Source organism: Bradyrhizobium sp., from assembly GCF_030654605.1.
Taxonomy (GTDB): Bacteria; Pseudomonadota; Alphaproteobacteria; order Rhizobiales; family Xanthobacteraceae; genus Bradyrhizobium.
In genome coordinates this window covers 1-1,961 of record NZ_JAURXB010000018.1, presented here as the reverse complement: position 1 = coordinate 1,961, position 1,961 = coordinate 1, and the positions used below count along the sequence as shown (strand labels likewise).

The following is a 1,961-nucleotide window of genomic DNA, read 5'->3' as shown; positions in this document are numbered from 1 at the left end:
CCGAAGCGGCGGCGATATGTACGCCGGCCAACAGCTGGTTGATCATCTTGAACGCGGCGCCCTGCCCGGCGGCATCGCCCAGTTCGTAAAGCCTGGCGGCCATCGCATCGAGCGCCGGCCTCGCTTTGCTGAAAGCCGCGGGACTGCCTGAGGCCAGGATGATGAGCTCGCCCTGTGCCGCGCGCTGCGCGCCGCCGGAGATCGGCGCATCCAGATAGTGCCGGCCGGTCGCCTCCAGCTGCTTCGCCAGCCGTCGCGCCAGGTCCGGGTCCATGGTGGCGGAGGAGATGAACACCGCTCCGTCCGCCAGCGTTTCGGCGACGCCGTCCTTGCCGAACAGGATGGTCTCGGTCTGGGCGGCGTTGACGACCACGCTGACGACGATGTCGGCGCCGCCGGCGGCCTGGGCCGGCGTCCTGGCGCCAAGGCCCCCGTCGGCCACGAACCGCGCCACCGCGTCATCGGAGACATCGCAGCCGGTGACATCGAAACCCGCGCGCCGCAGCGAGGTTGCCATGCCGAAGCCCATCGAGCCCAGCCCGATGACGGCGATACGCGGCTTTTGCGACGTGGATTCAGGCATGAACGCTCCCCGGGCTTTGTCAGCGCCGCATTTCGCGGGCGGCTTGCCTCTGGGTATCACGGCTTGGCCGCGCTGCCAAAGCATGAGACAAGCGGCGAAGAGGATGCTGCCGGGATACTGCCAGGAACTGCGATGACCGAAGCGACCTTGCGCGATGAAATCTGCCGGCTCGGCCGCTCGCTGTTCGAGCGCAGGCTGACGCCGGGCTCCTCGGGCAATATCAGCGTCCGGCTTCACGACGGCGGGTGGCTGGTGACCCCGACCAACGCCTCGCTCGGCTCACTGGATCCGGCGCGGCTGTCGCGGCTCGACCCGGATGGCCGGCTGATGTCCGGCGATGCCCCAACCAAGGAAGTGCCGCTGCATACCGCGCTGTACCAGACCCGCGGCGCCGCGCGCGCCGTGGTGCACCTGCATTCCACCCATTCGGTGGCGCTGTCGATGCTGCCGGAGATCGACCCCCGCGCCGCGCTGCCGCCGATGACGGCCTATTACCTGATGAAGTGCGGCGCCACCGCGCTGGTGCCGTATTTTCGACCGGGCGATCCCGCGGTGGCGGATGCCATCAAGGGGCTGGCCGGAAAATACTCATCCGTGCTGCTCGCCAATCACGGTCCGGTGGTATCAGGCGACACGCTGGAAGCCGCGGTGTTCGCGATCGAGGAGCTGGAAGAGACGGCAAAACTCTATCTGCTGCTGCGCGGGCTGAACCCGCGATATCTGACGCCGGCGCAGGTGGCGGATCTGACCAAGGTGTTCGGGGTGGCGTTGCCGGATGCTCACGACCACACGTGAGGGGTCGTGATTGCGCACCGGCCCCTCATCCGTCGTCCCTGCGAACGAACGCAGGGACCCATAATCCCGGTCGTCTGCGGTACGGCGTGCCCCTTCAACAAGGCCACTTATACTTCCCGTAACCTCTACGGCACGGCGTATGGGTCCCGGATCGGCGCTCGCGGAGCCTGTCATCGGGCGGCGCTTCGCGCCGACCCGTTGGCTCGCTTGTCCGGGACGACGAGATTGTTTTCTGATTCAAATCTCAAACAGCAGATACGCGTCCGCGATCTCGCGGCATGATTTGCCCGAGGTTTGCCTGTCGTTGTCCCCCTCAAATGAGGGAGCAGGGAATGCCGGATGCGCGCTGCACCCGCGGTCTCGTGTGCAAAATTGTGCGAAAGTGGCGCACACGAGCATACAGGGCAGCGGAGAACATCCGACATTCCCTGCGCAATGGCTCTACGGCTTATACGTACTCTCCCCGGTGAGCTACGCTCTGTTGCCACCGTCGCCTGCGAACGGGTTCGCAAGCTTGGCGCCAGCCTTGCGGCGCCAGGACCACACGATTTCGCCGTACGCTTCGGCACCGCTCGTCTGCACG

At 66.4% G+C, this 1,961-nt stretch carries 2 protein-coding genes; one reads left to right on the top strand and one right to left on the bottom strand.

Features of this window, described 5'->3' with window-relative positions; translation table 11 throughout:
* Nucleotides 1-583 (bottom strand): NAD(P)-dependent oxidoreductase (locus Q7U29_RS01595; protein WP_304737654.1); only part of this gene is annotated, 583 nt, incomplete at its 3' end.
* Between the two features lie 132 nt (nucleotides 584-715).
* Here Q7U29_RS01595 and Q7U29_RS01590 point away from each other — a divergent pair.
* Nucleotides 716-1,378: an aldolase gene (locus Q7U29_RS01590; RefSeq protein ID WP_304737652.1), complete on the top strand. Its 663-nt coding sequence runs from the start codon at nucleotides 716-718 to the stop codon at nucleotides 1,376-1,378.
* Nucleotides 1,379-1,961 lie beyond the last annotated feature (583 nt).